Annotated in this window: 26 protein-coding genes; 5 read left to right on the top strand and 21 right to left on the bottom strand. The window is 72.5% G+C overall.

What is annotated here, in order from left to right:
- The 11 genes from ACFQ3T_RS07100 to ACFQ3T_RS07050 all read right to left on the bottom strand — a co-directional run.
- Nucleotides 1-1629, bottom strand: a 1629-nt coding sequence (locus ACFQ3T_RS07100; RefSeq protein ID WP_380721399.1) for an NADH-quinone oxidoreductase subunit G, incomplete at its 3' end; no start/stop codon positions are given.
- Nucleotides 1626-2921 (bottom strand): NADH-quinone oxidoreductase subunit NuoF, encoded by a 1296-nt coding sequence (gene nuoF, locus ACFQ3T_RS07095; RefSeq protein WP_380721396.1) that lies wholly within the window; start codon nucleotides 2919-2921, stop codon nucleotides 1626-1628. The genes ACFQ3T_RS07100 and nuoF, both read right to left, overlap by 4 nt.
- 15 nt (nucleotides 2922-2936) lie before the next feature.
- A complete protein-coding gene (gene nuoE, locus ACFQ3T_RS07090) occupies nucleotides 2937-3722 on the bottom strand; it encodes an NADH-quinone oxidoreductase subunit NuoE (protein WP_380721393.1) in 786 nt (261 codons plus the stop codon).
- Entirely contained in the window at nucleotides 3719-5122 is a 1404-nt protein-coding gene (locus ACFQ3T_RS07085) for an NADH-quinone oxidoreductase subunit D (RefSeq protein ID WP_380721391.1), read from the bottom strand. The genes nuoE and ACFQ3T_RS07085 overlap by 4 nt, the downstream gene beginning before the upstream one ends.
- Nucleotides 5119-5817 (bottom strand): NADH-quinone oxidoreductase subunit C, encoded by a 699-nt coding sequence (locus tag ACFQ3T_RS07080; RefSeq protein WP_380721405.1) that lies wholly within the window; start codon nucleotides 5815-5817, stop codon nucleotides 5119-5121. Before ACFQ3T_RS07080 ends, ACFQ3T_RS07085 begins: the two co-directional genes overlap by 4 nt.
- Nucleotides 5818-5924: 107 nt before the next feature.
- Nucleotides 5925-6473 carry a NuoB/complex I 20 kDa subunit family protein gene (locus ACFQ3T_RS07075; protein ID WP_106616888.1) on the bottom strand — a complete coding sequence of 183 codons (549 nt, stop codon included), beginning with the start codon at nucleotides 6471-6473 and terminating at the stop codon, nucleotides 5925-5927.
- 12 nt (nucleotides 6474-6485) lie between these two features.
- Nucleotides 6486-6851 (bottom strand): NADH-quinone oxidoreductase subunit A, encoded by a 366-nt coding sequence (locus tag ACFQ3T_RS07070; RefSeq protein ID WP_033428518.1) that lies wholly within the window; start codon nucleotides 6849-6851, stop codon nucleotides 6486-6488.
- Between the two features lie 345 nt (nucleotides 6852-7196).
- On the bottom strand, nucleotides 7197-8474 hold the full coding sequence (locus tag ACFQ3T_RS07065) for a geranylgeranyl reductase family protein (RefSeq protein ID WP_380721387.1): 1278 nt from the start codon (nucleotides 8472-8474) through the stop codon (nucleotides 7197-7199).
- 214 nt (nucleotides 8475-8688) lie between these two features.
- Nucleotides 8689-9378 (bottom strand): demethylmenaquinone methyltransferase, encoded by a 690-nt coding sequence (locus ACFQ3T_RS07060; RefSeq protein ID WP_380721384.1) that lies wholly within the window; start codon nucleotides 9376-9378, stop codon nucleotides 8689-8691.
- Nucleotides 9379-9454: 76 nt separating this feature from the next.
- Complete coding sequence (locus ACFQ3T_RS07055) at nucleotides 9455-10564, bottom strand: glycosyltransferase family 4 protein (RefSeq protein WP_380721381.1); 1110 nt, start codon at nucleotides 10562-10564, stop codon at nucleotides 9455-9457.
- Nucleotides 10565-10660: 96 nt separating this feature from the next.
- Entirely contained in the window at nucleotides 10661-11764 is a 1104-nt protein-coding gene (locus ACFQ3T_RS07050; RefSeq protein ID WP_380721378.1) for a glycosyltransferase family 4 protein, read from the bottom strand.
- Nucleotides 11765-11908: 144 nt separating this feature from the next.
- Here ACFQ3T_RS07050 and ACFQ3T_RS07045 point away from each other — a divergent pair, with 144 nt between their 5' ends.
- On the top strand, nucleotides 11909-12733 hold the full coding sequence (locus ACFQ3T_RS07045) for an inositol monophosphatase family protein (RefSeq protein WP_380721375.1): 825 nt from the start codon (nucleotides 11909-11911) through the stop codon (nucleotides 12731-12733).
- 274 nt (nucleotides 12734-13007) lie between these two features.
- On the opposite strand, the gene ACFQ3T_RS07040 is transcribed toward ACFQ3T_RS07045, so the two are convergent.
- The 8 genes from ACFQ3T_RS07040 to ACFQ3T_RS07005 all read right to left on the bottom strand — a co-directional run bounded on the left by ACFQ3T_RS07040 (nucleotide 13008) and on the right by ACFQ3T_RS07005 (nucleotide 18377).
- A complete protein-coding gene (locus ACFQ3T_RS07040) occupies nucleotides 13008-13535 on the bottom strand; it encodes a hypothetical protein (protein ID WP_380721372.1) in 528 nt (175 codons plus the stop codon).
- A gap of 42 nt (nucleotides 13536-13577) precedes the next feature.
- On the bottom strand, nucleotides 13578-14204 hold the full coding sequence (locus ACFQ3T_RS07035; protein WP_380721369.1) for a hypothetical protein: 627 nt from the start codon (nucleotides 14202-14204) through the stop codon (nucleotides 13578-13580).
- Nucleotides 14205-14221: 17 nt separating this feature from the next.
- The gene (gene paaE / locus ACFQ3T_RS07030) at nucleotides 14222-15256 is read right to left on the bottom strand and encodes a 1,2-phenylacetyl-CoA epoxidase subunit PaaE (protein ID WP_380721366.1); all 1035 of its coding nucleotides are present in this window, start codon (nucleotides 15254-15256) and stop codon (nucleotides 14222-14224) included.
- Nucleotides 15256-15759: a 1,2-phenylacetyl-CoA epoxidase subunit PaaD gene (gene paaD / locus ACFQ3T_RS07025; RefSeq protein WP_380721363.1), complete on the bottom strand. Its 504-nt coding sequence runs from the start codon at nucleotides 15757-15759 to the stop codon at nucleotides 15256-15258. Before paaD ends, paaE begins: the two co-directional genes overlap by 1 nt.
- Entirely contained in the window at nucleotides 15753-16640 is an 888-nt protein-coding gene (gene paaC / locus ACFQ3T_RS07020) for a 1,2-phenylacetyl-CoA epoxidase subunit PaaC (RefSeq protein WP_380721360.1), read from the bottom strand. The genes paaD and paaC overlap by 7 nt, the downstream gene beginning before the upstream one ends.
- A complete protein-coding gene (gene paaB / locus ACFQ3T_RS07015; RefSeq protein WP_106616896.1) occupies nucleotides 16637-16921 on the bottom strand; it encodes a 1,2-phenylacetyl-CoA epoxidase subunit PaaB in 285 nt (94 codons plus the stop codon). Before paaB ends, paaC begins: the two co-directional genes overlap by 4 nt.
- The gene (paaA, locus tag ACFQ3T_RS07010; RefSeq protein WP_380721357.1) at nucleotides 16918-17856 is read right to left on the bottom strand and encodes a 1,2-phenylacetyl-CoA epoxidase subunit PaaA; all 939 of its coding nucleotides are present in this window, start codon (nucleotides 17854-17856) and stop codon (nucleotides 16918-16920) included. The genes paaB and paaA overlap by 4 nt, the downstream gene beginning before the upstream one ends.
- An 86-nt stretch (nucleotides 17857-17942) precedes the next feature.
- Entirely contained in the window at nucleotides 17943-18377 is a 435-nt protein-coding gene (locus ACFQ3T_RS07005) for a DUF3592 domain-containing protein (RefSeq protein ID WP_380721355.1), read from the bottom strand.
- Nucleotides 18378-18439: 62 nt separating this feature from the next.
- Between ACFQ3T_RS07005 and ACFQ3T_RS07000 the strand changes: the two genes are divergently transcribed.
- On the top strand, nucleotides 18440-19669 hold the full coding sequence (locus ACFQ3T_RS07000; protein WP_380721352.1) for an isochorismate synthase: 1230 nt from the start codon (nucleotides 18440-18442) through the stop codon (nucleotides 19667-19669).
- Between the two features lie 85 nt (nucleotides 19670-19754).
- Here ACFQ3T_RS07000 and ACFQ3T_RS06995 read toward each other — a convergent pair whose 3' ends face one another.
- Both ACFQ3T_RS06995 and menD read right to left on the bottom strand, forming a co-directional pair.
- Nucleotides 19755-21251 carry a M1 family metallopeptidase gene (locus ACFQ3T_RS06995; protein ID WP_380721349.1) on the bottom strand — a complete coding sequence of 499 codons (1497 nt, stop codon included), beginning with the start codon at nucleotides 21249-21251 and terminating at the stop codon, nucleotides 19755-19757.
- A gap of 56 nt (nucleotides 21252-21307) precedes the next feature.
- A complete protein-coding gene (gene menD / locus ACFQ3T_RS06990; protein ID WP_380721346.1) occupies nucleotides 21308-22945 on the bottom strand; it encodes a 2-succinyl-5-enolpyruvyl-6-hydroxy-3-cyclohexene-1-carboxylic-acid synthase in 1638 nt (545 codons plus the stop codon).
- Nucleotides 22946-23035: 90 nt separating this feature from the next.
- On the opposite strand from menD, the gene ACFQ3T_RS06985 reads away from it, so the two are divergent.
- From ACFQ3T_RS06985 to ACFQ3T_RS06975, 3 genes are all read left to right on the top strand, one after another.
- Nucleotides 23036-23947, top strand: a complete 912-nt coding sequence (locus tag ACFQ3T_RS06985) for a 1,4-dihydroxy-2-naphthoyl-CoA synthase (protein ID WP_380721343.1) — start codon at nucleotides 23036-23038, stop codon at nucleotides 23945-23947.
- Between the two features lie 6 nt (nucleotides 23948-23953).
- A complete protein-coding gene (gene menE / locus ACFQ3T_RS06980; RefSeq protein WP_380721340.1) occupies nucleotides 23954-25027 on the top strand; it encodes an o-succinylbenzoate--CoA ligase in 1074 nt (357 codons plus the stop codon).
- Nucleotides 25028-25153: 126 nt separating this feature from the next.
- Nucleotides 25154-26353, top strand: coding sequence for a hypothetical protein (locus ACFQ3T_RS06975; protein ID WP_380721337.1), 1200 nt, complete (start codon nucleotides 25154-25156; stop codon nucleotides 26351-26353).
- Nucleotides 26354-26356 lie beyond the last annotated feature (3 nt).

Below are 26356 nucleotides of genomic sequence, written 5' to 3'. Positions count from 1 at the left end.
GGCCGCCGCGTCGCCCACCAGGCGACCGCCCGGCAGCAACGTCGGCAGCAGGCCCGTCTCCAGCGCGCCCCGCTCACCGGCGCGCCGCGGGATCCAGGCGACCTTGGCCCCGGTCCGCGCGGCCAGCGCGGCGACCGCCGAGAACAGGCCGGGAACCTCCGCGGCGCGCTCACCGACCAGGATCACCGAACCCGGCTTGGCCAGCTCGTCCACCACGTCGGCGGCGTGCTCGGGCAGCGCGTTCAGCGCGGCGGGCTCGCCGCCGGGCACGCACGCCAGCAGCACGCCGTTCGTCTTCTCCACCGCGGGCGAGGTGAACTGGCCCAGGTGGAAGACCTTCGTCCGGTTCTTGCGGGCCGCCTTGCGCAGCCGCAGGAACACGATCGGCGACTCCTCCTCCGGCTCGAACGCGACCAGCAGCGCGGCGGGCGCGGACTCGATGCCCGCGTACGTCACGCCGCCGTTGTCGGGGTTCGTGCCGAGGACGGCGCTGGTCAGGAACTCCAGCTCCTCCGCCGAGTGGGCGCGGGCGCGGAAGTCGACGTCGTTGGTGCGCAACGCGATCCGGGCGAACTTCGAGTACGCGTAGGCGTCCTCGACGGTGAGCCGGCCACCGGCCAGCACGCCGACGCCCTTGCCGTCGCGCGCCTTCGCCAGGCCCTCGGCGGCGTACCGCAGCGCCTCGGTCCACGACGACTCGCGCAGCTCGCCGGTGGCCCGGTCGCGCACCAGCGGGCGGCGGACGCGGTCCTCGGCGGTGGCGTAGGTGAACGCGAAGCGGCCCTTGTCGCAGGTCCACTCCTCGTTGACCTGCGGGTCGTCGGCCGCCAGGCGGCGCTGGACCTTGCCGCGCCGCCAGTCGGTGCGCGTCGCGCAACCGGACGAGCAGTGCTCGCACACGCCGGGCGTCGACACCAGGTCGAACGGCCGGGCGCGGAACCGGTACGCGGCGCTGGTCAGCGCGCCCACCGGGCAGATCTGGATGGTGTTGCCGGAGAAGTACGACTGGAACGGCTTCTCCTGCGCCACGCCGACCTGCTGCTGCGCGCCGCGCTCCAGCAGCTCGATGAACGGGTCGCCGGCGATCTGCGCGGAGAACCGGGTGCAGCGCTGGCACAGCACGCACCGCTCGCGGTCGAGCAGCACCTCGGTGCTGATCGGGATCGGCTTCGGGAACGTCCGCTTGTGCTCGTGGAACCGCGAGTCGGACCGGCCGTGCGCCAGCGCCTGGTTCTGCAACGGGCACTCGCCGCCCTTGTCGCAGATCGGGCAGTCCAGCGGGTGGTTGATGAGCAGCAGCTCCATCACGCCCTGCTGCGCCTTGTCCGCCACCGGCGAGGTCAGCTGGGTCTTCACCACCATGCCGTCGGCGACCGTCATGGTGCAGGACGCCTGCGGCTTCGGCATGGGCCGGCCGCCCATCTCCACCTCGACCAGGCACTGCCGGCAGGCGCCCGCGGGCTCCAGCAGCGGGTGGTCGCAGAACCGGGGGATGACGGTGCCGAGCCGCTCCGCGGTGCGGATCAGCAGCTCGCCCTTGGGCGCGACGACCTCCACGCCGTCGATGACGAGCTTGACGTGGCCCTCGGGGACCACCAGCTCGGCCTTCTGTTCAGGCGCGATCGTCATGCGCTTGCTCCCGCCAGCACGGTGCCCGTCTGATTCTTCGAGTTCTGGTCGCACAGGGCCAGGAACTCGTGCTTGAAGTACTTGATGCCGCTGGTGATCGGGCTGACCGCGCCGTCGCCCAGGGCGCAGAACGAGCGGCCCAGGATGTTGTCGCAGACGTCCAGCAGCGTGTCGATGTCACTGGCCGTGCCCTCGCCGCGCACCATCCGCTGGAGGATCTGGACGAGCCAGTACGTGCCCTCGCGGCACGGCGTGCACTTGCCGCACGACTCGTGCTTGTAGAACTCGGTCCACTTCATGACGGCCCACGGCACGGACACCGTCTCGTTGAAGATCTGCAACGCGGTGGTGCCGAGCATGGAGCCCGCCTCGGCCGCGCCCTCGAAGTCCAGCGGCACGTCCAGGTGGTCCGCGGTGAACAGCGGGGTGGACGAGCCGCCCGGCGTCCAGAACTTCAGCGGGATGCCGTCCTTCATGCCGCCCGCCAGGTCCAGCAGCTCCCGCAGCGTGATGCCCATCGGGGCCTCGTACTGGCCGGGGCGCTCCACGTGGCCGGACAGGGAGAAGATCTTCGGGCCGGGCGAGCGCTCGCGGCCCATGGTGCGGAACCAGTCCGCGCCGCCGTTGACGATGTACGGCACGCTGGCGATCGTCTCGACGTTGTTCACCACGGTCGGCGACGCGTACAGACCCGCGGTGGCCGGGAACGGCGGCTTCAACCGGGGCTGGCCGCGCTTGCCCTCCAGCGAGTCCAGCAGCGCCGTCTCCTCGCCGCAGATGTACGCGCCCGCGCCCGCGTGGACGACGACGTCGAGGTCGAAGCCCGAGCCGAGGATGTCCTTGCCCAGGTACCCGGCCTCGTACGCCTCGCGCACGGCCGCGTGCAGCCGGCGGATCACGTGCAGCACCTCGCCGCGCACGTAGATCGCGGCGAAGTTCGCCCGGATCGCGTACGAGGTGATGATGATGCCCTCGATCAGCGAGTGCGGGTCCGCCATCATCAGCGGGATGTCCTTGCAGGTGCCCGGCTCGCCCTCGTCGGCGTTGATGACGAGGTAGTGCGGCTTGCCGTCGTTCTGCGGGATGAAGCCCCACTTCATGCCGGTGGGGAAGCCCGCGCCGCCACGACCGCGCAGCCCGGAGTCCTTGCACTGCTGGATCAGCTGGTCCGGGTGTGCCTTGAGCGCCTTGCGCAGCGCCGTGTACCCCTCCAGCTGCTCGTAGGTCTTCAGCGTCCACGAGCGCGGTGACAGCCAGCGCTTCGTCAGGACGGGAGTCAGGTTGTCGACCATCGTCAGCTCCCCTACCTACTTCTTCTCCGGCAGCGGCGGGAACTCCGCGTGCTCCGGCATGGCCGGCGCGGTCCACCCGTGCTCCGCGGCGATCTTGGCCCCGCGCACCGTCTCCGGCGCGGCCGACGGCCCGTCGAGGTCCGCGTCCCGGCCCTCGAAGAACCCGGCGAGCTGCAGCTCCGCCTGCCGGAAGTCGGTCAGCGGCGCGCCGCGCGTCGGGTGCGGCTTCTCCCCCGCCTGCAGGGACTTCACCAGCTCCAGCGCGCCGTCCGGCGTCTGGTTGTCGAAGTACTCGTAGTTGACCTGGAGCACCGGGGCGAGGTCGCACGCGGCCAGGCACTCGGCGTGCTCCAGCGTGATCGAGCCCGGCGTGCCCGGCTCGCCCGCGGTCTCCTCGTGGCCGACCTTCAGGTGGTCCTTGAGCTTGGCGTAGATCGCATCACCGCCGAGCGCCGCGCACAGCGTGTTCGTGCAGACGCTCACCAGGTGCTCGCCGCACGGGCGGCGCTTGTACATGGTGTAGAACGTCGCGACCGCGCTGACCTCGGCGTTGCTGAGGTCGAGCTGGTCGGCGCAGAACGTGATGCCGGCCTGGCTGACGTACCCCTCGACCGACTGCACCAGGTGCAGCATCGGCAGCAGCGCCGACCGGGCCTGCGGGTAGCGGGCGATGATCGCCCGCGCCCGGTCCACGGTCGCCTGGTCGAAGACGCTCGTGTCGACCGGGCTTTCGGTCACCAGGCGCTGCGTCTCGACGGGGTCCAGCGGCGAGGCCGCGTAGACCTCTTCGGAAGTGCTCATCGGTCACAACCACCCATCACCGGGTCGATAGAGGCCACCGACGCGATGACGTCGGCGACCATGCCGCCTTCGCACATCGCGGGCATCGACTGGAGGTTCACGAAGCTGGGTTCGCGCACGTGCACGCGCATCGGCCGGGTGCCGCCGTCGGACACGACGTGGTAGCCCAGCTCGCCGCGCGGCGACTCGATCGGCACGTACACCTGGCCCGCCGGCACCGCGAAGCCCTCGGTGACCAGCTTGAAGTGGTGGATCAGGGACTCCATCGACTGGCCCATGATCTTGCGGACGTGCTCCAGCGAGTTGCCCATGCCGTCGGAGCCGATGGTCAGCTTCGCGGGCCACGCGATCTTGGCGTCCTCCACCATGACCGGGCCTGGTACGAGGTTGTCCACGGCCTGCCGGACGATCCGCAGCGACTGGTGGATCTCCTCCAGCCGCAGCAGGTAGCGGGCGTACGAGTCGGCGGCGTTCGACGTGGGGACGTCGAACTCGTAGTTCTCGTATCCGCTGTAGGGCTGGACCTTGCGCAGGTCCCACGGCAGGCCGGCGGACCGCAGGATCGGGCCGGTGATGCCGAGCGCGAGGCACGCGTCCACCGGCAGGTAGCCGACGCCCGCGAGGCGGTTGCGCCAGATCGGCTGGCCGGTGAGCAGCTTGTCGTAGTCCGGCAGCCGGGAGTCCATCACCTTGATGAAGTCCTTGATGCGCTGCTCGGCGCCCTCCGGCAGGTCCTGGGCCAGGCCGCCGGGGCGGATGAACGCGTGGTTCATCCGCAGGCCGGTCAGGAACTCCAGCAGGTGCAGGACCTCTTCGCGCTCGCGGAAGCCCGCGGTCATGCCGGTCAGCGCGCCCAGCTCCATGCCGCCGGTGGCCAGCGCCACCAGGTGCGAGCTGATCCGGTTCAGCTCCATGAGCAGCACGCGGATCGTCTGCGCCCGCTGCGGGACCGTGACGCCGAGCAGCTTCTCGACCGCCATGCAGTACGCGGCCTCGTTGTGCAGCGGGGCCAGGTAGTCCATGCGCGTCACGAACGTGACGCCCTGGGTCCAGTTGCGGTACTCGACGTTCTTCTCGATGCCGGTGTGCAGGTAGCCGATGACGCTGCGGGCCTGGGTGACGGTCTCGCCCTCCAGCTCCAGCACCAGGCGCAGCACGCCGTGCGTCGACGGGTGCTGCGGGCCCAGGTTCATGACGATGCGCTCGTCGCCCGCCGCCTCGGCCAGCACCTCGTCCCAGTCGCCGCCGGTCACCGTGTAGACGGTGCCCTCGGTGGTCTGGCGGGAGCCGGCGTACGCGTCGGGGTTCGCGGCGCGCTCGTTGGCGTCGTACGAGTCGCTGTCGCGGCCGGCGGCACTGGTGTCGGTGCCCGTGGTCACGTCGGAAAGCCGTTCGGTCATGAGTAGGACCGCCTCTGGTCTGGCGGGGGGATCTCCGCGCCCTTGTACTCCACCGGGATGCCGCCGAGCGGGTAGTCCTTGCGCTGCGGGTGGCCGTCCCAGTCGTCCGGCATGAGGATCCGGGTCAGCCCCGGGTGGCCGTCGTAGACGATGCCGAACATGTCCCAGGCCTCGCGCTCCTGCCAGTCCGCGGTCGGGTAGACCGAGACCAGGCTGGGGATGTGCGCGTCGTCCACGTCGACCGCGACCTCCAGCCGGATGCGCCGGCGGTAGGTCATCGACGTCAGGTGGTAGACGGAGTGCAGCCGCTGCGGCACGTCGACGCCGTAGTCCACGCCGGACACCGAGCTGCACAGCTCGAACCGCAGCGCCGGGTCGTCGCGCAGGATGCGCGCCACCTCGACCAGGTTCTCCCGGCGCAGGTAGAAGGTGATCTCGTCGCGGTCGACGGTGATCTGCTGGACGGTGTCGGCGGGCAGTCCGCGCTCGCGGATCGCGCCCAGCAGCTCGTCGGCGACCTCGTCGAACCAGCCGCCGTAGGGCCGCTCGGACGGCGCGGCGACGTGGGCGGGCAGCCGCAGCCCGCCGAAGCCGGAGGTGTCGCCGGAGCCGGAGATGCCGAACATGCCCTGCCGGGCCTTGCCCGCGACGAGGCCGCCGCGCGCGAGGTGCTCCTCGTGGTCGGCCTCGTTCATGCTCGCCGAGCTGAGCGCCTCCGGTTGGCCGCCGCCCTGCGGGGTGTCGGCGCCGGGGGTCTTCTCGACCTCGTTCTTGTCAGGGCCGGTCTCGTCTGCCATGCCGCTCACTTCTTCGCAAAGCGCTGGGAGGACGGGATCAGGTCCGTGGTCCGGCCCGACTCGGCCAGCGCCGCGGCCCGGGTCGCCCCCAGCGGCTCGTCCATGATCTTCGCGTGGATCTTGAGGATCGCGTCGATCAGCATCTCCGGCCGCGGCGGGCAGCCCGGCAGGTACATGTCGACCGGCACGACGTGGTCCACGCCCTGCACGACGGCGTAGTTGTTGAACATGCCGCCGCTGGAGGCGCACACACCCATGGCCAGCACCCAGCGCGGCTCGGGCATCTGGTCGTAGATCTGCCGCAGCACCGGGGCCATCTTGTTGGTCACCCGGCCCGCGACGATCATCAGGTCCGCCTGGCGCGGCGAGGCGCGGAAGACCTCCATGCCGAACCGCGCGAGGTCGTAGCGCGGGCCGCCGGTGGTCATCATCTCGATCGCGCAGCACGCCAGGCCGAACGTGGCGGGCCACAGCGAGGACTTGCGGGTCCAGTTGACCAGCTTCTCCACGCTGGCGAGCAGGATGCCGTTCGGGAGCTTCTCTTCGAGACCCACTGGTCTTCCCCCTCAGTTCCAGTCGAGGCCGCCGCGACGCCACACGTAGGCGTACGCGAAGCCGACCGTCGCGACGAACAGGGCGATCTCCACCAGGCCGAACAGCCCGAGCCGGTCCGCGGAGACCGCGAAGGGGTAGAGGAACACCATTTCGATGTCGAACAGGATGAACAGCATCGCCGTGAGGTAGTAGGCGACCGGCATGCGGCCACCGCCCACCACGGGTTGCGGCGACGGCTCGATGCCGCACTCGTAGGCGTCGAGCTTCGCGCGGTTGTAGCGGCGGGGTCCGATGTACGGCGCGGCCGTCACCGAGAACAGCGCGAAGGCCGCGGCGAGGGCGAACATCAATACGAGGGGGAGGTAAGGGTCCAGCACTCTCCGTCGTCCTTTCCTCGCGTCGCGGTGGTGGTGCACCGCCGACCGTTGCGCACCCTAAAGGGTGTTCTTGCCGCCTCCGGAGGTTAGGCGCGCCTAACAATCCGCAGGTCGCTTGTGAAACACTTCACAAGGCATCTCAGCCGGTTGTGAACTGATTCACAAGACCTGAGGGTCAGTGTAGAACGTCACACAGAGGCGTGACGGGCACCCCCGTCATAGGCGCTGACCTGGTCTTTTACGGTGCAGATCAACAGTTGACCGACCGGTGCGTGAACGGGGCCACACCGGAAACGAAACAGCGCCGACCCCCAGGTCGGCGCTGCGTCGGTTAGAGGAGCCCGTTTAGGCCGTTGGGGCGAGCTTTGTGGCCGCCGTGATGATGCGGTCGAACGAGTCGCCGTCCTTCGGGTCGTAAAGCCCCGCCAGCAGCTTCAGGACCAGCCTCATCAGGGTCTTCCTCGGCAACCCGTACTTGGTCGCGGTGCGCATGATCACCGGGTTGCCGATGAGCTTGCTGAAGATGTTGCCGAGCCGGTAGTAGCTGCCCAGGGCCTGCTCGATGCGCACGGGGTAGCCGCGCAGCGCGCGTTCCCGGCTCGCGCCCTGGCGGGCCAGGGCCTGCACGACGGTCTCGGCGGCGATCCGCGCCGACTCCATGGCGTAGCCGATGCCCTCGCCGTTGAACGGGTTCACCATGCCGCCCGCGTCGCCGACCAGCAGCAGGCCGTCGCGGTAGTGCGGCTTGCGGTTGAGGCCCATGGGCAGGGCCGCGCCGCCGATCTTGCCGGTGGCGTTCTCCTCGCGGAAGCCCCACTCCTCGGGCGTGCCGTCGAGCCAGCTCTTGAGGAGCGCTCGGTAATCCGTGGTCCCGTAGGCCTTGGAGGTGCTGAGGATGCCGAGGCCGACGTTCACAGTTCCGTCGCCCATGCCGAAGATCCAGCCGTAGCCGGGCAGCAGCACGTCGTTCGCCCGGTCCCACAGCTCCAGGTGCGACTCCAGGTAGTCGTCCTTGGTGCGCGGGCTCGCGTAGTAGCGGCGGACCGCGACGCCCATCGGCTTCGCGTCGTCCTTCTGGATGCCGACGCTGAGCGCGAGCCGCGCGGACACGCCGTCGCAGGCCAGGACCAGCGGCGCGCGGAACGTCACCTCGGTCTTGTCCGGGCCCTGCTTGGCGGTGACGCCGACGACCCGGCCGTGCTCCACGACCGCGCCGGTGACGGTGGTCCGCTCGTGCAGCCGGGCGCCCGCCTGCACGGCCGTCTTCGCCAGCATCTCGTCGAAGTCCTGGCGGGGCCGGACCACGCCGTAGGGCGGGAACGTCGCCAGCTCCGGCCAGTCCAGCTCCAGCGTCACGCCGCCGCCGACCACCCGCAGGCCGCGGTTGTGCAGCCAGCCGGCCTCCTCGCGGGTGTCGATGCCGAGGTCGATGAGCTGCTTGACCCCGCGCGGGGTCAGGCCGTCGCCGCAGACCTTCTCGCGGGGGAAGGCGCTCTTCTCCAGCAGCACCACGTCCAGGCCCGCGCGTGCCAGGTAGGTGGCCGCGGTCGAGCCCGCCGGGCCCGCACCGACCACGATCACCTCGGCGTCCTCGCCTGCCTTGCGGCGGCTGGGAGTCGTCATCCCCGCTCCTTGTGCCCGTGTTCACAAAGTCCACGGCGAGTCTACTTGCGGGCTGCTGAGGGTTGCCGCTGAGCAGGCTCGACGCGTGGCCGCCGGCGGCGGGGGCCGGTGGGAACACGTGCGTCCAGGCCGGTTCGGGGCCAGTTCGGGCGGCTTCGGGGTCGACTCCGGTCGGCTCCCCGTCGGCTCCGGTGCGCCCCGCGCCCGGGCGGGCTCAGGCGGGCTTGGTGCCGCGGTGCAGCGCGACCATGCCGCCGGTGAGGTTCATCCAGGCCACGTCCTCCCAGCCGGCGCGCGCCACGATCTCGCCGAGCGCCCGCTGGTCCGGCCACGTGCGCATGGACTCGGCGAGGTACTGGTAGGCGACCGGGTTCGAGGACACGACCTTGGCGATGAACGGCAGGAGGCGCAGCAGGTACCGCATGTAGACGAACCGGAACGGGCGGAACGTCGGCGTGGACACCTCGCACACCACGAGCCGGCCGCCGGGTCGCACCACGCGCGCCATCTCGCGCAGCGCGGCCTCGGTGTCGTTGAAGTTGCGCAGCCCGAACGACACCGTCACGGCGTCGAAGGCGTTGTCCGCGAACGGCAGCCGCAGGGCGTCGGCGGCGACCTTCGGCACCGCGCGGTGCGCGCCGCCCTGGAGCATGCCCAGGGAGAAGTCGGCCGCCACGCACCACGCGCCCGAGGCGGCGTACTCGACCGTCGAGACGGCCGTGCCGGCGGCGAGGTCGAGCACCTTCTCGCCGGGCCGCGCGTCCAGGACGCGCCTGCTCCACTCCCGCCAGCGCCGGTCGAACCCCAGTGTCATGACGGAGTTCGTGCGGTCGTAGCCCTTGGCCACGCCGTCGAACATCTCGGCGACCTCGCGGGGGTTCTTGTCCAGACCTGCACGCGACATGGGGGAAGGGTAAGGGACGCGACCTGTGAGCGGCATTCCGTCCGCCCGCGGCCGGCGAACACCCTGCCTGACCTGCCTAGGAGACCTTCAGGGCGGCCAGCATGCCGTCCACGGCGGCCTGCCACGGGTACTCCTCGGCCCGCGCGCGGGCGGCCGAGCGGCGGGCCGGCTCCGGGTCGTCCAGCAAGGCGCTCACGGCGCCCGCGAACTCCGGCGCGTGGGCCTCCACGGCGGCGCCGCACCCCGGCCGGACGATCTCCTTCAGCGCCGACGACGCCGAGACGACCACCGGCGTGCCGGAGGCGAGCGCTTCCAAGGCCGCCAGGCCGAACGTCTCGTGCGGGCCGGGCGCGAGCGACACGTCCGCCGTGGCGAGCAGGTCCGCGACCTCGGTCCGCCGGCCGACGAACCCGAGGAACGTCACCGGCAGCCCGGCGGCCCGCCGTTCCAGCGCCTCGCGCCGCGGCCCGTCCCCCGCGATGACCAGCCGCACGTTGTGCCCCGCCGCGTGCAGCGCCGCCGCCGTGTCCACGCTGCGCTCGACGTGCTTCTCCGGCGAGAGCCGGCCGCAGTGCACGAGCAGCGCGTCCGCGCCCCGCGCCAGGTCCGCCCTGAGCGAGCGGTCGTGCCGGGCCGGGGTGAACGTCCGCAGATCCACCCCCAGCGGCACGCGGGCGACGTTGCGCGCGCCGATCCGGTCGAACTCCTCCCGCGCGAACTCCGTCGTGCACACCACCGTGTCGTAGGAGGCGGCCATCCGGGCGTTCGCCCAGTCCGCGCCCCGCCGCGCGAACGCCTTCGGCAGCAGGAACTGCTCCAGCAGCCGGTCCAGCCGCTCGTGCGAGATGACCACGCTCGGCACCCCGCGTGCCGCCGCCCACCGGCCCATGCCGCGCAGCGTGAGCCGGTCCGACACCTCCAGCCGGTCGGGCTCCAGGCGGTCGAGGAGCGTCCGGACGCGCCACGGGTCCACCGCGCGGTAGCCGCCGGTGCCGGGGATGCGCGGGGCGGGCAAGGTAATGCGGCGGACGCCGGGCGCCAGCGCCTCGTCGGCGTGCGCGGGGCCGGGGACGACCAGCGTCACCTCGTGCCCGTGCGCCGCGTACCCGCCGCCGAGGTGGTGCAGCGCCGTGCGCAGGCCACCGGAGCGCGGGCCGTAGAAGTTGGCCAGCTGGACGATCCTCATGCGCGCCCGATCCTCATGCCTGCCGGTCCCCTGGTGCTCGCCCGGTCCTCATGCCAGCCCGGTCTCATGCCTGCCCGGTCTCATGCCTGCCCGGTCTCATGCGGCACGGCGCAACGGCACGTCGAGGACGGCCGCGTAGTGGCCGAGGAGTTCGTCGCACACCGCCGACCACGTGCGGCCGCGCACCCAGCGCCGGGCCGCCTGGCCGTACTGGCGGCGGCGCAGCGGGTCGGCCAGCTCGACCACCGCCCGGCGCAGCTGCTCGTCGTCGCCGAACAGGTAGCCGGTGTTGGGCTGCACCAGGTCGCGCGGGCCGCCCGCGTCCGGCGCGACCACCGGCACGCCGCTGGCCAACGCCTCCTGCACGGCCTGGCAGAACGTCTCGTGCGGGCCGGTGTGGACGAACACGTCGAGGCTCGCGTAGGCGGTGGCGAGGTCCGTGCCGGTCTTGAACCCGAGGAACGCCGCGCCCGGCAGGTCGCGGCGCAGCTGCGCCTCCTCCGGCCCCTCGCCGACCAGCACCAGCCGCACGCCCGGCAGGTCCCTCAGCGCGGCCAGCCGGTCCACCCGCTTCTCCGGCGACAGCCGGCCCACGTACCCGACGAGCAGCTCGCCGCCCGGCGCGAGTTCGGCGCGCAACGCGTCGTCCCGTCGGCGCGGGTGGAACAGGTCGACATCCACCCCGCGCCCCCACCGGTGCACGCGCGGCACGCCGTGCTCCTCCAACGCCGCCACGGCCCAGCTCGACGGCGCCAGCGTGCGGTCCGCCTGGGCGTGCAGCCGGCGCGTCCACCGCCAGGCGGCGCGGGCGGTGAGGCCCAGGCCGAAGTGGCCGGCGAACCCGGCGACGTCCGTCTGGTAGACCGCGACCGTCGGGACGCCCAGCCGCCGTGCCGCCGACAGTCCCCGCGCGCCCATCACGAACGGGCTGGCCAGGTGCACCACGTCCGGGCGGAAGTCGGCCAGCGCGGTCAGCACCCTGCGCGTCGGCACGCCCACCGGCAGCGAGCTGAACCGCGGCAGGTCCACGGCGGGCACCCGGACCACCGGGGTGCCGAAGTGGTCGTCGGCGCCCGCGCCGGGGGCCACGACCAGCGCCTGGTGACCGTGCGCCCGGAGGTGCTCCAGGACGCGGACGACGGAGTTGGTGACCCCGTTGACCTGGGGCAGGAAGCTCTCGGTGACGATCGCTACGCGCACGCCGATCACCTTGCGGTGCCAAGGACACGGCGGCGTGACAGGTCGGCGAACGGCCGGCCAACTCCTCGCGTCGCCGTTGACGTTGGCCGTGGCTTCACCTCGTGTACGTGTCGCGGTCACTCGGTGCGGTGACACTAGGGCGGCATGACCGTCTTGTCGTCCCGACCCGCGCAGCCCGTCGATCCCGGCCTGGTGTCGATCGCGCTGGAGATAGCGGGCCGACTCGCCAACGACGCGTCCGACGTCATCATGGCGACCGCGGGGCGGGGCGCCCGGTCCGATGACGAGGCGTCGCCGTTCGACTGGGTCACCGACACGGACCGGACGCTGGAGCGGCACACCCGGCGCGTGCTCACCGCCGAGTTCCCCGACATCCCCGTGTTCTGCGAGAACGTGGACGAGGACGTCGCCGGCGACGTCGAGTTCCGGTGGGTCGTCGACCCGGTCGACGGCACGGCGAACTACGTGGCCGGCGTGCCGTGGTGCGCGTACAGCCTGGCCCTGGTCGACCGCTGGGGGCCGGTCGTGGGCGTCGTCGCGGACCCGTACCGGGCCCAGATCTACGCCGCCGCGCGGGGGCGCGGGATGCGGGCGAACGGCACGCCGGTGAAGCTCGGCGGGCAGGCGATCAGCTCGATCGTGTGCACGGAGATGACGCGGACCGGCCCGTGGCCCGGCATGGGCGAGTTCATCTCCCGCGCGGCGACCACCGGCACCGGCGTCCGCGTCCTGGGCTCCAAGGCCCTCGCCGTGGCCCAGGTGGCCCTCGGCCACGCCGCCGCGGCCGTCCTCCACAGCTACCACGAGTGGGACGTGGCCGGCGCGGTGGCGCTGGCGGTCGAGTCGGGCGCCGCCGTCCTGGACCGGAGGGGCGAGGACGACCCGTTGCCGGTGGACGGCCTGCTGGTGGCGATGCCGGAGGTGGCGGAGGAAGTGCTGGGCTGGTGGCAGGCGTCGACGGCGCGCTAGTCCGTTTGCCCGACTCGGCGACGGCACAACATGCTGCCGTCCGCCGAGGCCCGTAGGCGTCGGAAGTGAGCCCGGTTCACCCTCCGGACGGTGGGTTGCCGGGCTTCGCGCTGTTCGGAGGACGTGCGCCCGCCCGGCCCCGCGGGCATGAGCTCATTGGTCCGTTTGCCGCACACGATCAACCTCTAGTAAAGTCGGTCCCGCCAGGCCCAGTAGGGCTTGGAAGTGGACCCGGTTCACCGGCCGGACGACCGGTTGCCGGGTTTCGCGCTGTCTAGGACCGGTTCACATCCGTGACGTCGTCGAGGAGCACGCCGACGCGTCGCCGCCACTCGCCACCCGCGCCGTAGCACCACGCCACCGCGTCGCTCACCCACAGCAGCGCGTCCTCGGTCGGCCGGAAGTGCTCGTAGCTCAACCGTCCGCCCGCCTTGCGCACGGCTTCCGCCAGCGTCTTGCGGTCCTTGGCGTCCTGGTGCTGGCAGCTCTCCAGCACCAACCGGGACACGCCCAGGTCGATCATCTTCGGCACAACCGCGCTGAGGCACACCTGTCGCGCCGCCACGTCGTGGCCTTCACGGCAGTGCCAGACGCGGCTCCGCAGGCCGATATCCGCGATCCGGGCGAGGAGTTCACGGCGACGGCGGTCGCTCTCGTCGTTGAAGTGGACCCGTCGCTGCCCCGGCTTGGTCAGCCGACGCATCGCCGCACGAGCCTCGTTGCAGTCACGTCCGTGAACGACCACCACCGCGACGAGGTACGTGGAACCACGGCGGGACTCGTCCAGGAATGCGTGCCACATGGCGAGATGATCCCAAAGGACCAACGCGCTGCTGCGTTCGGCTTACACGGCGCCCAGGTGGGGTAGTTGCTGTTCCAGCACTTCCAGGTGCGTGCGGACCGCGTCGAGGGTCGGGCGGTCCAGGACTTGGAGGGCCACCCGGCCCACCTCGTCCTCGAAGGCGGTGAAGTCGCGGACCGCGGCGGCCAGGCGGTGGGCCACCGGGTGGTTCTGGTCGGCGGCCAGGGCGCGGCCCAGGTCGGCTATCCGGCGGACGCCCGGCAGCTCGCCGTCGAACTGCGCCGCGATCCGCTCCAGCCAGTCCCGCGCCGGGGACGGGGGCACGGTGGTCACGGCCGCGCGGACCCGCTGCACGGACAGCTCGCACCGGCCCACCATCGCCGACCAGCGGTCGTTCGCGCGGGGCGGAGGCGGGGGCAGCGGGTGGGACAGGTGGGGTGGCGGGGGCAGGCCCGGCCGGCCGCGGCGGCGGACGGCGCCGACGACGAGGCCGACGAGCGTGCCGGGCAGCCCGCCCATGACCACGCCGAAGATGGTGGACGCGATGAAGACGCCGAACAGCTCGGCGACGCCGCGCGGGTCGGGGTCCGACGTCGACACGCCGGCCGCGATCAGGACCGTCATCAGCACCGTGCCGATGAGGAAGCCCAACAGCGCCGCCCGTCCCATGTGCACAATGTGCCAGATCAGGCGTCGAAATCGACGGTTACCGCGGAACTCGCCGCCAAGGACTGGCACGTCAGCACGAACCCGGCCTCGACCTCGCGCGGCTCCAGCGCGTAGTTGCGCCGCATCTCCACCTCGCCGGACACGACCAGCGCCCGGCACGTCCCGCAGACCCCGCCCTTGCACGCGAACGGCAGGTCGGCCCGCACCCGCTGCGCCGCGTCGAGGATCGGCACGTCCGCCGGCAGCGGCACGACGGTGGTCCGGCCGTCGAGGATCACGGTGGCGGTCGCGGACGCGGTGGACGACTCGGCCGCACGGCGCGGCGGGGGCGGCGGCTCGTCCACGTAGAACAGCTCGTGGTGCACGGACGTCGCGGGCACGCCCAGGCCCTCCAGCACGGCCTTCGCGTCGCGCACCATCCCGTACGGCCCGCACAGCCACCACTGGTCGACGTCGGCCCACGGCACGACCGAGGCGAACAGCGCCCGCAGCTTGTCCGCGTCCAGCCGGCCGGTGAACAGCTCGACGTCACGCGGCTCGCGCGACAGCACGTGCACGAGCTGGAACCGCGCCGGGTACCGGTCCTTCAGGTCCGCCAGCTCCTCGGCGAACATCACCGTGTCCGCGCGCCGGTTGCCGTAGAGCAGCGTCACGCGCGCCCCGGACGCCAGCACGGACGCGGCGATCGACAGCGCCGGCGTGATGCCGGACCCGGCGACGACCAGCCCGTGGTGCGCCCCGCCGGACGGCGTGAAGTTGCCCAGGGGCGGCAGGACTTCGAGCACGTCGCCGCGCTGCACCCGGTCCACCAGCAGGGACGAGAACAGCCCGCCGTCGACCTTCCGCACGCCGATCCGCAGCGGGCCGCCCTCGGGCGCGCAGATCGAGTACGACCGGCGCTCGTCGCCGTTGCGCAGGGTCAGGTACTGGCCGGGCTTGAAGGCGAACTCCGCGGCCAGCGCCGGCGGCACGTCGAACGTCACCGCGACGGCGTCCGAGCACAGCTGCTCGACCGACGCGACGGTCAGCTTGTGGAACACCGGCCGCGCCATCAGATCTCCTTCACGTGCTCGAACGGCTCGGCGCAGTCCGCGCACCGGCGCAGCGCCTTGCACGCCGTGGACCCGAACCGGGACACCTCGGACGTGCGGTGCGACCCGCAGCGCGGGCACGCCACCCGCCGCGACGGCGGGGTCAGGTTCAGCGGCACGGGGCCGGCCGGGCGCGGGCCGAGCCGGGACGGCGGCGCGATGCCCGCCTCCCGCAGCTTGCGGCGGCCGTCCTCGGTGATCCAGTCCGTGGTCCACGCGGGTGACAGCGACAGCCGCACGTCGACCGACGTGAACCCGGCCCGCAGCAGCGAACGCCGCAGGTCGGCGCCCATCTCGTCCAGCGCGGGGCACCCCGAGTAGGTGGGCGTGATCGTCACCGACACCCGCCCGTCCTCCTCGGTGACGTCGCGCAGCACGCCGAGGTCGGCCAGCGTCAGCACGGGCAGCTCCGGGTCGCGGACGCTCGCCGCGACCTCGAACGCGGTGCCCGTCCCGGCTACCACTTCGCCCCCGGCAGCGACCGGTGCAGGTGCTGCATCTCGGCCAGCAGGTAGCCGAACGCCTCGGTGTGCACGCCGTCGCGCCCGGCCAGCCCGTTGACGCGCGCCGCGGGCACGTCGGCCGGCCGCGGCAGGCCCGCCGCCGACAGCACGGCGTCCAGCACGTCGTCCACCTCGGATCGCAGCTCGGCGGACGTCACGGCCACGCCGGGCAGCCGCGACTCGACGGGGTGCGTGGCGAACAGCTCGTCGAGGAACGGCCACACCCGCTCCAGCCCGGCGCGCATCCGCCGGTGGGACTCCTCGGTCCCGTCGCCGAGCCGCACGACCCACTGCGCCGCGTGGTCGCGGTGGTAGGCCAGTTCCTTCAGGCCCTTGGCCGCGACGGCCGCCAGCACGGGGTCCGCGCTCGTCCGCAGCCGCGAGAACTGGGCGACCTTCCACGACGAGAAGACCAGCAGGCGCGCCATCGTGGTGGCGAAGTCGCCGCCGGCGAACGGCCCGCACTCGATCTCCGCCAGGTGCACGTTGCGGAAGTCGCGCTCGTCGCGCAGGTACGCCAGCGCGTCCTCGTCCCGGCCCGCGCCCTCGACCTCGCCCGCCCTGGTCAGCAGCAGCCGGGCCTGGCCGAGCAGGTCGAGCGCGATGTTGGCCAGCGCGACGTCCTCTTCGAGCTCGGGCGCGCGGGAGCACCACTCGGCCAGCCGCTGGGACAGGACCAGCGCGTCGTCGCCGAGCATCAGGCAGTACGCGGCGAGGTCGGCGCGGTCCACGTCGGGCACGTCGCGGTCGACGCCGGCCAGCGCCTCCGAGAACCCGGTGCCGAACGCCCAGTGCGTGTCCTCGTGGTCGATCAGGGACTCGTACGCGTTGTCGAAGCTCATAGGTGCGGCACGTCCTCGGGGATCTCGTAGAACGTGGGGTGCCGGTACACCTTGTCGCCGCTCGGCTCGAAGAACGGGTCCTTCTCGTCCGGCGACGACGCGGTGATCGCGGCCGCGGGCACCACCCAGATCGACACGCCCTCGTTGCGCCGGGTGTACACGTCACGCGCGTTGCGGACGGCCATCTCGGCGTCCGGCGCGTGCAGCGACCCGACGTGCACGTGGTTCAACCCGCGCTTGCCGCGCACGAACACTTCCCACAACGGCCACGACGAGCTCATGCCGCACCTTCCTGCCCCTGGGCCGCGCGCTTCGCGGCGTGCGCCTCGGCGGCGGCGCGGACCCACTCGCCGTCCTCGTGCGCCTTGCGCCGGTGCGCGACGCGCTGCGCGTTCGTCGGCCCGTTGCCGCCGACGACCTGCCAGAACTCGTCCCAGTCGGGCCGGCCGAAGTCGTGGTGGCCGCGCTCGGCGTTCCACCTCAGCTCCGGGTCGGGCAGCGTCACGCCCAGCTTCTCCGCCTGCGGCACGGTCATGTCGACGAACTTCTGCCGCAGCTCGTCGTTGGTGTTGCGCTTGATGCGCCACTTCATGGACTGCTCGGTGTTGGACGACTCGGCGTCCGGCGGGCCGAACATCATCAGCGACGGCCACCACCAGCGGTTCACGGACTCCTGCACCATCGCGCGCTGGGCGTCGGTGCCGGCCATCATCGTCATCAGCAGCTCGTAGCCCTGCCGCTGGTGGAAGGACTCCTCCTTGCAGATGCGGATCATCGCCCGCGCGTACGGCCCGTAGGACGTGCGGCACAGCGGCACCTGGTTGCAGATCGCGGCGCCGTCCACGAGCCAGCCGATCACGCCGACGTCGGCGTAGGACAGGGTCGGGTAGTTGAAGATCGAGGAGTACTTCTGCTTGCCCGCGATCAGCTTCCCGGTCAGGTCGCCGCGGTCGGCGCCCAGCGTCTCGGCGGCGGAGTACAGGTACAGGCCGTGCCCGGCCTCGTCCTGGACCTTCGCCAGCAGGATCGCCTTGCGGCGCAGCGACGGCGCGCGGCTGATCCAGTTGCCCTCCGGCTGCATGCCGATGATCTCGGAGTGCGCGTGCTGCGCGATCTGCCGGATCAACGTCCTGCGGTAGCCGTCGGGCATCCAGTCCCGCGGCTCGACGCGCTGCTCGGACGCGACGGTGCGCTCGAACCGTTCCTCCAGGTCCATGCACCCGATGTTACACCTGAAGGCCGATTTTGAGGAGAACTGTCACAACCGGTGGCCGGACGGGCTCGCACCGGTGGCGGGCGGGCTCACAACCGTCGGCGCAGCCACCAGACCAGCGGCAACAGCACCGCCCACACGGCGAGCAGGAACGTGCCGATCGGCAGCAGCGCCAGCACGGCCGTCCGACCGGCCACCCGCGCCACCTCCGGGTCGGCCGTGTCGTACTCGATGCGCACCAGCTGGCCGGGCTCCAGCCCTTCCGGGTACAGCACGCCCTGCTGCGGGCTGTGCACCGCGCCGTCCGCGGTCGCGAAGCGCACCACCGTGCGCTGGAACGAGACGGACACCACCTCGGCGGTCGCCTTGCCCAGCCGCTTCTCGATCATCAGGTCGTCGCGCCAGCACGCCGCGAGCAGGATCACCCCGATCAGCGTCACGACCGCGCCGAGCACCGGCAACGACCGGCTGAGCAGGAGCCGAACCCTCGGGCGGGCACCCGTCCGCACTGCGTCGTCCACCACAACTGAGGAGTCTAGGGCGGCCTCCGCTCCGGATCTCAGCGATGAGTCCATACCCTCGACGGGTGACCTCAGCTCCTGCCTCGCGGACCCGACAGCGGCTGCGCGTGCACACCAGGCGCGTCGCGGGCGACGACCTGCTGGGCAGGCTGCCCGCACCGACCGGCGCGCTGAGCTGGGTCAGGGACGGATCGGGCCTGGTCGGGTGGGGTGAGGCGGCCCGCTTCGAGGTGTCGGGGCCGGACCGGTTCGCCGACGCCGACCGCTGGTGGCGCGACTTCACCGACGACCTCGACGTGGACGACGAGGTGGGCGTGCCGGGCACGGGCCCGGTCGCGTTCGTCAGCATGGCGTTCTCGGACCGCCCCGGCCACTCGGTGCTGGTCGTGCCGGAGGTCGTGGTGGGCCGCCGGAACGGGCGCACGTGGCTGACCACCATCGGCGGCAGCGGCGCGCGCCGCGTGCAGCCGATCCGCCGGCCGTCCGAGGTGAAGTACGCCGATGGGCAGGTGTCCGTCACGGGCTACCGCGAGGCCGTGCGCACCGCCGTCGACCGGATGCGGGCCGGCGAGCTGGACAAGGTGGTCCTCGCGCACGACCTGCTCGCCGTCGCCGACGTCGGCATCGACCACCGGTTCGTGCTGGAGGGCCTGGCCCGGCGGTACCCCGAGTGCTGGGTGTACGCCGTGGACGGCCTGATCGGCGCGACCCCCGAGCTGCTGCTGCGGCGCAGCGGGTCCGTCGTCGACTCCCGCGTGCTCGCGGGCACGACGTGGCCGCACGACGGCATGTCCGACGACGAGCTGGCCGCCGCGCTGCTGTCGTCCGGCAAGAACCGCGACGAGCACGAGTACGCGGTGACGTCGCTGGTGGAGACCTTGCGACCGTTCTGCGCGACCATGTCGGTCGACGGCCCGTCGGTGCTGCGCCTGCCGAACGTCTCGCACCTGTCCAGCGACGTGATCGGCGAGCTGAGCGGCACGCCGTCGCTGCTCGCGCTGGGCGCGGCGCTGCACCCCACGGCCGCGGTCGGCGGCACGCCCCGCCTCGACGCCATCGCGGTCATCGAGGAGCTGGAGGGCATGGACCGGGGCCGCTACTCCGGCCCGGTCGGCTGGATCGACGGCAACGGCGACGGCGAGCTGGGCATCGCGTTGCGGTGCGCGCAGGTGGACGGCCGCACGGCCCGCCTGTTCGCCGGCTGCGGGCTGGTGGCCGAGTCCGACCCGGACTCCGAGGTGCGCGAGGCGCACGCCAAGATGCTGCCGTTCCGGGAAGCCCTCGAAGGCATGTGACCCCGTCACGACCGGTGGACGCCTGCCCGTGGACAGCGGCGCGGGGCCGCCCCCGGTGTGAGGACGGCCCCGCGCGCGGTCGTGCCTAGTGGTGGTGACCCGCGAGCAGCTCGCGCGTCTCCTGGATCTTCTTGAACGCCTTCGGCTCCGGCGTGGCGGCGCGTGCCGAGAACGAGCCCTCCGCGCCCGGCGCGACGGCCGGCTTGCCCGGCGTGAACAGCCAGGTCTGGAACAGCTCGTCGAGCTGCTTGCCCGACAGCTGCTCCGCGAACGCGATGAACTCCTCGGTCGACACGTTGCCGTTGCGGTTCTCCGTCGGCCACTTCCGCAGCAGCTCGAAGAACGCCTCCTCGCCGATCGCGGCGCGCAGCGCGTGCACGGTCATCGCACCGCGGTCGTAGACGGCGCTGTGGAACTGGTTCGGCGCGCCCGGGTCACCGGGCAGGACCTGCCAGAACGGGCTGTCCGCCGGGTACAGGTCGTAGACGTAGTCCGAGTTCTCCTGGACCGTGCCCTCGCCGACGTGCTCCGACCACAGCCACTCCGCGTAGCTCGCGAAGCCCTCGTTCAGCCAGATGTCCTTCCAGCCCTGCACGGACACCGAGTCGCCGAACCACTGGTGCGCCACCTCGTGCGCCACGACGTAGGTGTTCGCGCCGCGGCGGAAGAACGCGGCGTCGTAGGTCGAGCGGGTCTGGTTCTCCAGCGCGAAGCCGATGCCCGGCGTCGCCACGCCGCCCTGCGCCTCGAACGGGTACGTCCCGAAGTGGCCCTCCAGGTACTCCGTCACCTCGGGCGTGCGCTCGATGCTCGCGACCGACGCGCTGTAGTCCGCGCCCAGCCGCTCCGAGTAGGCGTTCAGCACCGGCTGGCCGTTCGGCGCGGTCGACTGGCGGATCTCGAACTGCCCGATCGCCACGAACGCCAGGTACGTCGCCTGCGGCTGGAGGCTGCGGTAGCGCCAGCGGGTCCAGCCGTTGATCTGCTGGGCGGTGCCGGCGAACGTGCCGTTGGAGATCACCTCGACGCCGGTCGGCACGGCCACCGACACGTCGAACGTGGCCTTGTCGGTCGGGTGGTTGTTGCTCGGGAACCACCACGGCGCGATGTCCGGCTGGTCGATCGCCAGCGCGCCGTCCGGGGTCCGCTTCCACGACGTGTAGCCGTCCACGGCGTGGGTGGAGGGCACGTCGGAGTAGGTGACGACGATGGTCACGTGGGAGCCGCGGCGCAGCGTGGCGCGCGGGTCGACGACGAGCTCGCCGCCGTCCTGCGTGAACCCGGCGACCTTGTTGTTGACCCGGACCGAGCCGACCTTCAGCAGGAAGTCCAGGTTGAACCGGGTCAGGTCCTCGGTGGCCTTGGCCAGGATCGTCGTCGTCCCGGAGAGGTTGTCGCTCGCCGGCTGGTAGTTGAGCCTGATGTCGTAGTGGGAGACCTCGTAGCCGCCGTTGCCCGCGTTCGGGTAGTACGGGTCGCCGATGCCCGGTGCTCCCGGTTGGGCCGCCGTCGCCGTGCCGGCCAGCAGGAGCAGGGACGCCGCGGCGGCGGTACCGAGGGTCAGCTTCGCTCTCAGGGACATGCCGGAAAGCTAGTCCGACACCCCATCCGGCTGTACCCCCGTCGGTAGGATTTCCGCTAATGGGACGCGGTTGACACAGCCGCTTTCAACCGGGTGTGCAAATCGCGCAATTCATGCCGTTCCGCCCGGATTTCCACCACGCTCACGCCGTCCGGGCGGCCGAGCGCGCGACGCAACTCCTCCGGTGTCCGGGCTTCGGTGTGCCGCACGTGGTGCGCCGCGCACAACGCGGCCAGGTCGACGCCGTGGGGCGTGCCGAAGACCCGCTCGAACGCGTGCCCGTGCTCCGGCGCGCCCTGCTCCAGCAACGCGAAGATGCCGCCGCCGTCGTCGTTGAGGACGACGATGGTGAGGTCCGGTCGCGGTTCGTGCGGGCCGATGAGCAGGCCGTTCGCGTCGTGCAGGAACGTCAGGTCGCCGATCAGCGCGTACGTCGGGCCGCGGGTGAGCGCGATGCCCGCGGCGGTGGAGACGCTGCCGTCGATGCCCGCCACCCCCCGGTTCGCGAACGTGGTGACGTCGCGGCGCGGCTCGGCGACCAGGTCGACGTCGCGGACCGGGTTGGACGAGCCGAGGTAGAGGTTCGCGCCCGGCGGGAGGGCGGCGACGACGTCGCGGGCGACGTGCGGGCCGGTCGGCCACGGCTCGCGGGCCAGCAGGTCGTCCACCACGTCGGCGACGGCCTTGTCCGCGTGCTGCCAGGCGGTGAGCCAGTCGTGGTCCACCTCGTGCTCGCCGAGGACCAGGCCGGTCGACGCGTGCGTGGCGGCGAACCGCGGGTCCGGCCAGTCGAGGTCGTCGGACAGCACGTGCACGACCGGGGTCCGGGCGATGAGCTTCAGCACGCCGCGCGAGAGGGTCGCCCGGCCCACCACGACGACGGCCTGCGGCGTCAGGTGTTCGGGGAGGTCGCCCGCGTTGAGCAGGAGGGTGCCGTGGCGCAGGCCGTGCCCGGTCGGCTCGGCGACCACCGGCCAGCCGGCGCGTTCGGCGAGCTCGGCGACGTCCTGGTCGGCGGGGCGGTGGCCCGTGTCGCCGACGACGACGAGCGTGCGCGGGCCCAGGTGGTCGGCGGGGTGCAGCGAGGTGGTGGTGCGCGGCGCGGCGCGCGTCCACGGCATGTCGAACGGGCGGCCGTCGAGGGCTTCCGGCCAGTCGGCGTCCCGGTCGGGCACCAGGGGCTCCCGGAACGGGACGTTGACGTGCACCGGTCCCTCGGCCTCGGCCGTGGCGACGGCGCGGCACACCAGCGAGCGCCACAGGCCGTTCTGTCCGTCCCGGCGTTCCGCGATGGGGAACTGGAGGGTGTCCAGGCCGAACACGCGCTGCTGGTCGACGGTCTGGCTGGCGCCCGTGCGGTACAGCTCGACCGGCCGGTCCGCGGTGAGGGCGATGACCGGGACGCGGGCGTGCCGGGCCTCCATCATCGCCGGGTGCAGGTTCGCGACGGCCGTGCCGGACGTGCAGGTCACGGCGGTGACGTGGCCGCCGCCGCGGGCCAGGCCGAGGGCCAGGAACCCGGCCGTGCGCTCGTCCACGCGGACGTGCAGCGTGAGGCGTCCCGCCGCGGCCGCCTCGTGCAGCGCGAAGGACAGCGGGGCGTTGCGCGACCCGGGGCTCAGCACGACGTGCCGGACGTCGTTGCGGATCAGCTCGTCGACGAGCACCCTGGCCTGCGCGGTGGACGGGTTCACCCGCTCATTGTCGCTCAGGCTCGTCACATCGGGCACCGACCCGGCGAGCCGCCGCCGCCGTGGTCGGCGCCTCGGGCCTATTGTCGCCGCGTGGCAGATCAGGGCGTTTCCGAGCTGTTCGACCCCACCCGCTGGAAGCGGGTCGAGGGGTTCGACTTCACCGACATCACCTACCACCGCGCGGTCGACCAGGGCACGGTGCGCATCGCGTTCAACCGGCCCGAGGTCCGCAACGCGTTCCGGCCGCACACGGTCGACGAGCTGTACCGCGCGCTGGACCACGCCCGGATGAGCTCGGACGTCGGGTGCGTCCTGCTCACCGGCAACGGCCCGTCGCCCAAGGACGGCGGCTGGGCGTTCTGCTCGGGCGGCGACCAGCGCATCCGGGGCCGCAGCGGCTACCAGTACGCGTCCGGCGAGACGGCGGACACCGTCGACCCCGCCCGCGCGGGCCGGCTGCACATCCTGGAGTGCCAGCGGCTGATCCGGTTCATGCCGAAGGTCGTCATCGCGGTCGTGCCCGGCTGGGCGGCCGGCGGCGGGCACAGCCTGCACGTGGTGTGCGACCTCACGCTCGCGAGCGCGGAGCACGCGAGGTTCAAGCAGACCGACGCGGACGTCGGCAGCTTCGACGGCGGCTACGGCTCGGCGTACCTGGCGCGGCAGGTGGGCCAGAAGTTCGCCCGCGAGATCTTCTTCCTCGGCCGCACGTACAGCGCCGACGACATGCACGGGATGGGCGCGGTGAACGCCGTGGTGCCGCACGCCGAGCTGGAGTCGACGGCGCTGGAGTGGGCGAAGGAGATCAACGGCAAGTCGCCGACCGCCCAGCGCATGCTCAAGTACGCGTTCAACCTGATCGACGACGGCCTGGTCGGCCAGCAGCTCTTCGCCGGCGAGACCACCCGCCTCGCCTACATGACCGACGAGGCGGTGGAGGGCCGGGACGCGTTCCTGGAGAAGCGCCCGCCGGACTGGTCCGACTACCCCTACCACTACTGACCGCCCATGATCACCTTCGAGCGACTCCGCGACGCCCTGACCGGCCACGCCTCCGACGTCCTGGTGGCGCAGCCGACCGACGTGCCGCCCCCGCCGCCGCGGGGCTGGGAGACCGACGCCGTGCTGGCGGTCGGCACGTCGGGGTCCACCGGCGAGCCCAAGACCGTCCTGCTCACCGCCGACGCGCTGACGTCCTCGGCCGAGCTGACCCACGCCCGCCTCGGTGGCCCCGGCACGTGGCTGCTGGCCCTGCCGACCACGCACATCGCGGGCATCCAGGTGCTCGTCCGCTCGGTCGTGGCGGGCGCCGAACCCGGCGTCGTGGACCTCGCCACGGGTTTCCGCGCCTCCGGGTTCGCCGCCGCCGCGCGGCCCCTGCTGGCCACGCCGGGCCGCCACTACACGGCGCTCGTGCCCACGCAGCTCGCCCGGCTCGTCGCCACCGAGGGACCGGGCCTGGCCGCGGCGCGCGAGTTCGACGCCGTCCTGATCGGCGGCGCCGCCACCCCGCCCGCCCTGCTGGAGCGGTCGCGGGAGCTGGGCGTCCGGGTCGTCACCACGTACGGCATGAGCGAGACGTCCGGCGGGTGCGTCTACGACGGGCGCCCGCTCGACGGCGTGCGCGTCCGGCTGGTCGACGGCCGGATCGAGGTCGGCGGGCCGGTGCTGGCCCTCGGCTACCAGGGCGGCGAGCGGTTCGGCGAGTGGTTCCGCACCGGCGACCTCGGACGGGTGCGGGCGGACGGCACGCTCGAGGTCCTGGGGCGCGCCGACGACGTGATCATCAGCGGCGGCGAGAACGTGGCGCCGGACCGGGTCGAACGGGTGCTCACCGCGCAGGCGGGCGTGCGGGAGGCGTGCGTCGTGGGGCTGCCCGACCCCGAGTGGGGTCAGGTGGTGGCCGCCGCGGTGGTGCCGGACGACCCCGCGGCCCCGCCGGACGCGGCCGGGCTGTGCGCGGCGGTCGGCGAGGCGGTGGGCCGGTTCGCCATGCCGAAGCGGCTCGTCTTCGTGCCGGAGCTGCCACAACGCGGTCCGGGCAAGGTGGATCGGAGGGCGGTCGCTAGCTCGTTCGGGTGAGTTTCTGCCGTGTTGGCTTTCTTGTTGGTTGACAGCTAACCACGGCAGGCGATTGGCTCGGCACGCCGTGACGCGCGGCCCTGCCGCGGTCCCCTCCGCACCGCGTGTCCGACGAGGAGTGCTGCGATGACCAGGCGCTACCTGATACCGCTCGCCGTCGCCACCGTCCTGACCGCGGGTGTCGTGTCACCCGCCGCCGCCGCGAGCGGCGCCGAGTGGCGGGCCGACCTGTCCACCGTGAACGCCGACGACAACGGCGTCACCAGCCACCGCGGCACGGTGCGGCTCGACCGCGCCGCGCCGACGCCCGCCAGCGCGCGGGCCGCCGTGCGCACGGGCTTCCTGCAGCTCGAACCGCGCACGCTCGACGCCCCCGTCAACGCCGTGGCCGCGTCCGTGAAGAGCCACGTCCCGGCCGGCGCCGAGGTCGCCGTGGACGTGCGCGGCGCGCTCGGCGACGACCAGTGGACCGAGTGGGTGGAGGCCCGCCCCGAGGCGCCCGCCGTGCTGCCGACCGAGGTGACGACCGTGCAGGTCCGCCTCGCGCTGACGGCCGAGCAGGCGTCGCCCGAGGTGAGCCGACTCGACCTGCGGGCGTTCACGACGACGCGCGCCGCCGAGGACGTCACCGCCCAGGCCGCCGGCCGGTCGTACCGGATCTTCGCGACCCGCGAGGGCCTGGTCGGCGGCACCACCGCCAACGGGCACGTGATCGTGAGCCGGGACCACTTCGTCGCCCTGCCGTCGCGGCGCGGCCTGTCCGCCAAGGGCACCGGCACGTACAGCGTGCGGGTGTGCGCGGCCAACGGCCGTTGCGAGTGGGCGCCGGTGTGGGACGTCGGCCCGTGGAACACCAAGGACGACTACTGGAACCCGTCGTCCACCCGTGAGATGTGGAAGGACCTGCCCCAGGGCAAGCCGCAGGCCCAGGCCGCCTACCAGGACGGCTACAACGGCGGGCGCGACCAGTTCGGCCGCGTCGTCGCCAACCCGGCGGGCATCGACCTGGCCGACGGCACGTTCTGGGACGGCCTCCAGCTGACCGACAACGCGTGGGTCACCGTCACCTACTCGTGGACCGGTTCCGGCCCGGCCGGGTTCGTCCGCACCGCGGGCGACCCGCTGAACGTCCGCAGCGGCGCGACCTCCACGGCCGCGCAGGTCGGCCTGGCCGCCAACTACGCCCAGGTGCGCGTCGAGTGCCAGGTCACCGGCCAGTCGGTGACGGGCACGCAGGGCACGTCCAACATCTGGTACCGGATCGCCACGGGCAAGTACATCGCCCGGGCGTACGTCTCCGGCGTCACGGGCGCCACCGCCTGCTGATCG

The sequence above is a fragment of the Saccharothrix hoggarensis genome, assembly GCF_042678885.1.
Taxonomy (GTDB): domain Bacteria; phylum Actinomycetota; class Actinomycetes; order Mycobacteriales; family Pseudonocardiaceae; genus Actinosynnema; species Actinosynnema hoggarensis.
Note: the sequence above shows the minus strand (reverse complement) of the source record. Positions and strands in the feature narration are given on the sequence as shown.

What these genes read in the sequence shown, in the direction of transcription:
- nuoF (WP_380721396.1), bottom strand. Translation starts at nt 2,921, where the DNA reads ATGGTCGACAACCTGACTCCCGTCCTGACGAAGCGCTGGCTGTCACCG.
- nuoE (WP_380721393.1), bottom strand. Translation starts at nt 3,722, where the DNA reads ATGAGCACTTCCGAAGAGGTCTACGCGGCCTCGCCGCTGGACCCCGTC.
- ACFQ3T_RS07085 (WP_380721391.1), bottom strand. Translation starts at nt 5,122, where the DNA reads ATGACCGAACGGCTTTCCGACGTGACCACGGGCACCGACACCAGTGCC.
- ACFQ3T_RS07080 (WP_380721405.1), bottom strand. Translation starts at nt 5,817, where the DNA reads ATGAACGAGGCCGACCACGAGGAGCACCTCGCGCGCGGCGGCCTCGTC.
- ACFQ3T_RS07065 (WP_380721387.1), bottom strand. Translation starts at nt 8,474, where the DNA reads ATGACGACTCCCAGCCGCCGCAAGGCAGGCGAGGACGCCGAGGTGATC.
- ACFQ3T_RS07060 (WP_380721384.1), bottom strand. Translation starts at nt 9,378, where the DNA reads ATGTCGCGTGCAGGTCTGGACAAGAACCCCCGCGAGGTCGCCGAGATG.
- ACFQ3T_RS07055 (WP_380721381.1), bottom strand. Translation starts at nt 10,564, where the DNA reads ATGAGGATCGTCCAGCTGGCCAACTTCTACGGCCCGCGCTCCGGTGGC.
- ACFQ3T_RS07045 (WP_380721375.1), top strand. Translation starts at nt 11,909, where the DNA reads ATGACCGTCTTGTCGTCCCGACCCGCGCAGCCCGTCGATCCCGGCCTG.
- ACFQ3T_RS07040 (WP_380721372.1), bottom strand. Translation starts at nt 13,535, where the DNA reads ATGTGGCACGCATTCCTGGACGAGTCCCGCCGTGGTTCCACGTACCTC.
- ACFQ3T_RS07035 (WP_380721369.1), bottom strand. Translation starts at nt 14,204, where the DNA reads ATGGGACGGGCGGCGCTGTTGGGCTTCCTCATCGGCACGGTGCTGATG.
- paaE (WP_380721366.1), bottom strand. Translation starts at nt 15,256, where the DNA reads ATGGCGCGGCCGGTGTTCCACAAGCTGACCGTCGCGTCGGTCGAGCAG.
- paaC (WP_380721360.1), bottom strand. Translation starts at nt 16,640, where the DNA reads ATGAGCTTCGACAACGCGTACGAGTCCCTGATCGACCACGAGGACACG.
- paaB (WP_106616896.1), bottom strand. Translation starts at nt 16,921, where the DNA reads ATGAGCTCGTCGTGGCCGTTGTGGGAAGTGTTCGTGCGCGGCAAGCGC.
- paaA (WP_380721357.1), bottom strand. Translation starts at nt 17,856, where the DNA reads ATGGACCTGGAGGAACGGTTCGAGCGCACCGTCGCGTCCGAGCAGCGC.
- ACFQ3T_RS06995 (WP_380721349.1), bottom strand. Translation starts at nt 21,251, where the DNA reads ATGTCCCTGAGAGCGAAGCTGACCCTCGGTACCGCCGCCGCGGCGTCC.
- menE (WP_380721340.1), top strand. Translation starts at nt 23,954, where the DNA reads ATGATCACCTTCGAGCGACTCCGCGACGCCCTGACCGGCCACGCCTCC.
- ACFQ3T_RS06975 (WP_380721337.1), top strand. Translation starts at nt 25,154, where the DNA reads ATGACCAGGCGCTACCTGATACCGCTCGCCGTCGCCACCGTCCTGACC.